The organism is Methanohalobium sp. (genome assembly GCF_018609725.1).
Classification (GTDB): Archaea; Halobacteriota; Methanosarcinia; order Methanosarcinales; family Methanosarcinaceae; genus Methanohalobium.
Genome location: NZ_JAHENT010000052.1, coordinates 1 through 5,522 on the forward strand (window position 1 = coordinate 1; position 5,522 = coordinate 5,522).

Genomic DNA, 5,522 nt, shown 5'->3' on the forward strand with positions numbered 1-5,522 from the left:
GTTCAAATCTTCATTAGAATCATTTAAGACTGAACTTTTAACTCCACCAGAAGATTCTACAAGACCCAAACTTGATAAAGCACTCAGTATATTACTTGTAATTTCCATAATTGCTTCAGTTGCCACACTGGCATATGTAGTAGCCACTCCAAAACAGGGTGAACAATTCACCGAGTTTTATGTACTGGGTTCGGGAGGTATGGCAGACAATTATCCTACAAATTTAGAAGTGGGGGAGAACGGTACAGTTACCATTGGTATAGTAAACCATGAATATGAAAAAACAGATTATACCCTGAAAATGCAACTTGATAACAATACACTACCATTAAATGATGAAATTAAAACATTAACTTTAGACCACAATCAAACATTGGAAGAACCTATAACCTTCACACCAAATAAGGCAGGTACAAACATGAAACTAGAATTTTTGCTGTACAAAAACAATAATTTTACTCAACCATACCGAAATCTTCATTTATGGATAAACGTATCGGAGAAGTGATTATGGAGTCCAATCAAAATGATGTAAAAAACATAGATACAACTTACAGGACAATTCCATATTTTAATTACGAATTCAAAAATAAAGATGTTGGATTGGTTGCAATACCTGTTTTAATGGTTGTATTTGCAGAACTGATGCTTTATCTGCAAAAACCACCATTTGCTATAGGTTTGCATGTAATCACTTTGGTTGGTTTAGCCACATCAACAATTTGGATAAAGGAAACCCACATTAACAACATATGCCAGGCGATGTTGTTACTTCCGATTCTTCGATTGGTAAATATTTCCATGCCTACTTTTTTTGAAATGACGATATATTCTTTCGTGTTGATTTATCTACCATTGATGTTTCCAGTGTACTACGTATTAACTAGCCAGAAATTTACATTTGAACAGGTCGGTTTAAAAGCCAGAACATCTGTTATTTATGCACCATTGGCTGTCATCGTTGGATTAGCGATTGCTGAAGGCGAATATGCGATTATTTCTGCTTCTTACCTGATACCCGATTTGTCATTTACAAGTATACTCGAGATATCCATTGTGATGATTTTCTTTGTAGGGTTGGTGGAAGAATTAATCTTTAGGTCGATTTTACAGACAAGGCTTGAGGAATCATTTGGATTATTGCCAGCACTTCTTGTAAGCAGTTTCTTGTTCGGTATAATGCACTCAGGATATGGTACTTTATATGAAATTCTTTTCACATCTGTGGCGGGTTTGATAATGGGATATATGTTCCAGAAAACAAGGAGTTTACCTGTAGTTGCTATAACTCACGGTACTGTAAATATATTCCTGTTCGGTATTATACCCCATATAGGTCCGACATTTGGATTGTTATGATATTCAAAAACAAGGAACAAATCTCCTGAAAAGGAGGTAGTTTGAAGAGACCAACAGGTAGTCTTTGATGGGAAGCTCTAACATCTGGTTAGATTATTTCTAAAACTTTATAGATAACTATAGCACTAAATGATACCATAAGCGGCAAAATACCCATATTTAGAGATGTATTTATCTTGTTGTTCCATTTTTTAGATGCCGACAGGATTTCTTTCATCGATAGTAACAATATTAGAGCCACAACTCCTATAACCCCATATTCTGTTAGTCCTATACTTGTCATCATAGAATTTACTGCTGCACCAGCCGATGTTGTAGTACTGGTTGAAACTAAACTCGTAAACATCTTTACCCCCGTATTTTATCAGAACAAAATACGAGGTACAAAAATTAAACACTTTTGAAACTTTGTTTTGAAACAATGTTCAGGAAATTCTTGAAAAATTTACAGAGTGTAAAGTTAATAAATAGTTTCTTCTTTAAAAATTACAAGGTATAAAATTCAAAAATAGAATAAATAAAAAAAAATATTTTGCCAAAAGGTCGGTCATATAATTTCCATAACCTTAAAGACGACTATGGCACTAAATGATACCATAAGTGGCAAAATACCCATGTTCAAAGAAGAACTTAATTTTTTGCTCCAATAATTGGATGCAGAGAGTATTTCTTTTGCTGCTAACAAAGAAATAAGCCCTATTACTGCCATCACACCGAACTCAGGCAAGCCTAATCCAGTTGTCATTGACACTGCGCTTGCAGTCGCTGATGAAATGGCACTTGTTGTTGATACAACGCTTGTCAGCATTTGTTTTTCCTCTCCATATTTTATTTTTTTATATGTATAATTATTTAGCCTATTATAAAAATATTCCTATTTTTTTGTCTTGGCTTACTTTTTAATACGTTTTCTATAATTATTTTCAAGTATTAAAATATTTTGAAAATACTTTTTGCTAGTCAAAGAGAAAGAGACTCTTAATATAAAACTTAGTTACTAAACTCTGCTTCTTAAATGATAATATAAGTCCTTAACTAATTTTTATATGATACTAAAAAGGGGGTATAAAATTGCATTGTAAACATAATAAATTAAAATTAGGTGTTATTAGCCTATTTATTTTAATATTATCTTCAGGAATTGCAGCTGCCCAGATTTCTGACAAATACATGATGAACATTAGTATTAATGGTAATGAATTCAAATTTGCCAACCATAATGAATCCAAGACAGAAGGAAATTGGATATACCTTGATGGAGGAGTTACACTACAACAGCCTTCACCTATGAAAGTCACGTATAATGGTGTAAATGAAACCAGTTTTTCAACAAATGGTAATGATGTTTATATGAACATGAATGTCAATAATTACACAGATCACACAATAAAATATCCATTTGATACCCATCAAATGTATGTGAACAACAGCCAGGATGACGTTGATATCCAATTTTATGGGTCCAATAGTTTTGCAGACAAAAAAGCATCTGTTTTTCTGTTAAAAGCTAACTCGTCATCTATAATAGAAGTTTTTGAGGGAATTAGTGATGGGTCTATAACTAGTTTCTCAGATGTTGAAGATAAAGTTACAGTAAGTTCTAAGTCCAATTCTTCTGTCGTACTGGATAGTAACGGTGATTTAAGTTATAGTTTCAACGACCTTGATGCAGGTAATTACGCAGTGGTAATTGTGCTCAATGATGAACCAGTAATTCTAACTTTCACTACATTTGGAGTTATGGATTATGAATTAGATACCAATACCAGTTCATTTGTAACTTCTGGAGATAATTTAAGTGTTGACCTTAAACTTAAAAATGCATCCGATACAGAATATAAATACACAGCAGGATTGATGAATAAAAACGCATACAAGATAGATATGAGAATGGAATCAAACGGTCAAAAAGATGGCACTAATTCAATATTAAATAACGAAATGATGGTAGATGGTTTTGATCTAGTAGGTATGAGCATCTCAGATATGAATGAAGAAGACCTTAGAAGCAGGAGTGTTGATGTTGTTGGATCAAATAACATGTCAAATACTACAAAAACAGTAAACTCAAACCAGACAACATTGAACATCGATACTGATAATCTGCCACCAGGTTACTACACATTACTATTAGAAGCACAAAAATCCGAAGACCCTATGGTCGCTTTTGGACAAAAGAATGTCACTGTAACTTCAGAAGATAGCTGTGAAAATGTTGAAACGATAATATCTGAATATGTAAATATCAAAAGTGGAGAATCAGTAGAATGTAATTATGGTAAGGGTTGTATTGGTAGTATAGAATGTACACCAAATGTAGATATGGGAAACACATCTATCACTATCGAATACTTGAATAACCAATCATCAAATGTTCCTGCAAATATAAGTGGTCAAGTATACAGGAATGCAAATATATGGATTGGTAGTGGTGATGTACCTGATGATTACATTGAAAATGCCACTGTAAGCTTCAAAATTAATAAACCCTGGTTAATTGAAAATAATGTTAATAAATCCAGTATCAATTTAAACCGTTTTGTTGATGGAAAATGGCAAACACTACCAACGAAAATAGTAGACGAAGATGATGACTACGTCTGTTACAAAGCAAAAACACCCGGTTTTTCACCATTTGCAATTGCTGGCCAAGAACAAAAAGAAGAAACTGGAGTCACAACTACTAATCCAATATTGATGGTTGGTGTTCTTGGTATTGCGATGTTGTTATTCCTTAAGAGGAGGGGAGAGTGAGTTGACCTCCTCTATATTTTTCTAATTTATTTGGTCTGATAAAATTGAACACATTGATAAATACCATTGAATGGGGGTTAGTAGTTGATAAAACCTAAAAATTTAACATCTTATAGTAAGAAAAAAACCAATAACTCTATAGGTTTAACAAAAATCCTGCTGGTTTTAACCTTTATAGTTCTATTTATACCGTCAGTCAGTGCAGAAGTAACCAATCTACATATCTCACCTGATAATCCAAACCCGGGTGATGAAGTTAATATAAGTGGTACTGCTACTACAGATGATGTAGAAGCAACTGTGGAATTTACTAAATCTGTCAATGTTTCTGAAGGTAAATACAGTTATACAATAAATAATGTCAAAATACCAGAAGGCGATAATACGTTTAAAGTAATAGCGGATGGAGTTAAGAATCTAAAAGTCGATGCAAACGTATGGTGGGCTCCAACTCTCTCTTCTGACGCGTCAGACGGTACTGCAAGTGTAGGTACTTCGATGGTCCCATCTGGTACTTACGACATTACCATTTCAGGGGATGCGCAGGATGATACATCCAGTGTTGACCTTACAATAGTAGCAACTAGAGTCCTCAGTACTGATTCCAGTGGTAACTTCGAGTTTTCCTATGATACCGACCCTATACCAGAAGGAGATTTTTCATTAACTGTAGGTAGTGAATCCAGGACTATCAATCTTGCTTATACAGAATACCATCCTTATGATTTAGACCGTGATTGCATGATCGATATAAGCGAAGTGAATACTGCTATAGATGATTACCGCACAGGACAAGGACCAGTTATCTCAGACGTGAATAATTTGGTTGACCTGTATCGGATGCAAGTGGATTGCTGCGAATAATGTTTCTTCTTCTCCCTTATTTTTCTGCTTAAATCATCTTTTTTTGCTAAACACAAAGAAACCAAAATAACCCAAAGAAAATATTTAAATACATTGCACAAGCAATCAGATTTACTATAGATTTAATAGAATTTAAAAGGTTTACCAGGGGTTAACAATTGATTAAACCTGTCTTCAATTCCAGAAAAAACAATACCGATTACACAATAGCTCTGGCAAAAATTCTAATGTTTATAACGTTAATAGTTCTACTTATACCATCAGCCAGTGCAGAAGTAACAGACCTGCAGATATCACCGGAAAACCCGGACCCAGGGGACAAAGTTACAATAAGTGGTACTGCTACTACAGATAAGGTAGATGCAACTGTGAAATTTACTAAAACCGTTTCTGTTTCTGAAGGTAAATATGAATATAATGTAAATGATGTAGTGATACCTGAAGGAGACAATGTATTCAGGGTCGTAGCTAATGGGGTAAAAAATCTGAAAGTAGATCCCAATAAATGGTGGGCTCCTAGCCTTTCAGATGATGCATCAGATGGA

Annotated in this window: 6 protein-coding genes and 1 pseudogene; 5 read left to right on the forward strand and 2 right to left on the reverse strand. The window is 34.1% G+C overall.

All coding sequences use genetic code 11. The features are described from left to right. A partial coding sequence (locus tag QZ276_RS03205) for a DUF1616 domain-containing protein (protein ID WP_292485229.1) occupies nucleotides 1-508 on the forward strand: 508 nt, incomplete at its 5' end. Nucleotides 509-510: 2 nt separating this feature from the next. After that, nucleotides 511-1,359 (forward strand): CPBP family intramembrane glutamic endopeptidase, encoded by an 849-nt coding sequence (locus QZ276_RS03210; RefSeq protein ID WP_292485230.1) that lies wholly within the window; start codon nucleotides 511-513, stop codon nucleotides 1,357-1,359. Nucleotides 1,360-1,447: 88 nt separating this feature from the next. Here the strand turns inward: QZ276_RS03210 and QZ276_RS03215 are convergent, their stop codons facing one another. Beyond that, on the reverse strand, nucleotides 1,448-1,705 hold the full coding sequence (locus QZ276_RS03215) for a hypothetical protein (RefSeq protein ID WP_292485231.1): 258 nt from the start codon (nucleotides 1,703-1,705) through the stop codon (nucleotides 1,448-1,450). Between the two features lie 201 nt (nucleotides 1,706-1,906). Beyond that, entirely contained in the window at nucleotides 1,907-2,167 is a 261-nt protein-coding gene (locus QZ276_RS03220; RefSeq protein WP_292485232.1) for a hypothetical protein, read from the reverse strand. 263 nt (nucleotides 2,168-2,430) lie between these two features. On the opposite strand from QZ276_RS03220, the gene QZ276_RS03225 reads away from it, so the two are divergent. From QZ276_RS03225 to QZ276_RS03235, 3 genes and pseudogenes are all read left to right on the forward strand, one after another. Next, the gene (locus QZ276_RS03225; RefSeq protein ID WP_292485233.1) at nucleotides 2,431-4,113 is read left to right on the forward strand and encodes a TIGR04279 domain-containing protein; all 1,683 of its coding nucleotides are present in this window, start codon (nucleotides 2,431-2,433) and stop codon (nucleotides 4,111-4,113) included. Between the two features lie 84 nt (nucleotides 4,114-4,197). Continuing rightward, nucleotides 4,198-4,977, forward strand: coding sequence for a hypothetical protein (locus QZ276_RS03230; RefSeq protein ID WP_292485234.1), 780 nt, complete (start codon nucleotides 4,198-4,200; stop codon nucleotides 4,975-4,977). Nucleotides 4,978-5,135: 158 nt separating this feature from the next. Continuing rightward, a pseudogene (locus tag QZ276_RS03235) lies at nucleotides 5,136-5,522 on the forward strand (hypothetical protein); the annotation flags it as partial.